The sequence below is a fragment of the Streptomyces sparsus genome (genome assembly GCF_054776295.1).
In genome coordinates this window covers 1-887 of record NZ_BAAHCA010001399.1, presented here as the reverse complement: position 1 = coordinate 887, position 887 = coordinate 1, and the positions used below count along the sequence as shown (strand labels likewise).

At 72.3% G+C, this 887-nt stretch carries 1 protein-coding gene; it reads right to left on the bottom strand.

Annotation, left to right across the window (positions count from 1 at the left end):
• Positions 1 to 52: 52 nt before the first annotated feature.
• The coding region (locus ACYVE9_RS28670) for a peptidoglycan recognition protein family protein (RefSeq protein WP_461030802.1) at positions 53 to 887 on the bottom strand (835 nt) is incomplete at its 5' end.

Here is an 887-nt window from a genome sequence, read left to right as displayed (position 1 = left end):
CGGCGCGGTCCGGCGGTGACCGGTGTGCGCGCCGCGGCGGGTGGCGCCTGGGTCAGCGTCCCTGGAGACGGGCCGAGGTGGCGCGTGCGGTGCCGAGGTTGCCGTAGAGCTTCGCGCCGGGGCACTCGGTGGCGAACCCGTCCCGGTGGCCGGAGATGGTCCGCATCGTCACCTTCGTGCCCGCTGCGTACTTGCCGCCGCCCGAGGTCAGCCTGACGCTGCCGGCCGGATTGCGCCCGAACAGGCCCAGCTTCCAGGCGGTGAGCTTGGCGACTCCGTCGACCGCGGCCCTGGGGGGCGGCGTGGAGCCGTAGGAGCCCAGGACCGCGACCCCCATGCTGCTGCTGTTGAAGCCGTAAGTGTGGGCCCCCATGACGGGTTTGGCCACACCCCCGGCACGACCCTCGTAGATCGTGCCGCACTTGTCGACGAGGAAGTTGTACCCGATGTCGCGCCAGCGCAGGCTCTTGACGTGGTACTGGTAGATGCCCCGGATGATCGAGGGCGCCTGCTGGCAGGAGTAGTTGTTGCTCATCGCCGTGTGGTGGACGAAGGCGGCCCGCACGGTCTTGGTGTAGGCGAACCTCTTCTCCCGCCACTTCTCGTTGGCCCGCCAGCCCTTGCGGGTGACGATCCCGGGCCGGGGTCCGATGAACGGCCGCGACTGGGCGGCCGGTGCGCCGACGGCGGCGGCGTTGGTGACGCTTCCGCCGGTGGTGGTGCCGGTGGTGGTGCCCAGTAGTTCCGCCTCGGTCTCCTCCTTGGTCAGCGGCGGGATCAGGTCGGCGCCGAGCGGGGCGAGCGGCGAGTTGGCGCCGCTGCTGGCTGCCACGTCGGGATCGAGGTCGGGGGGCGCCGCCGCACGGGACGCGCTCGCGGCGCCGTCC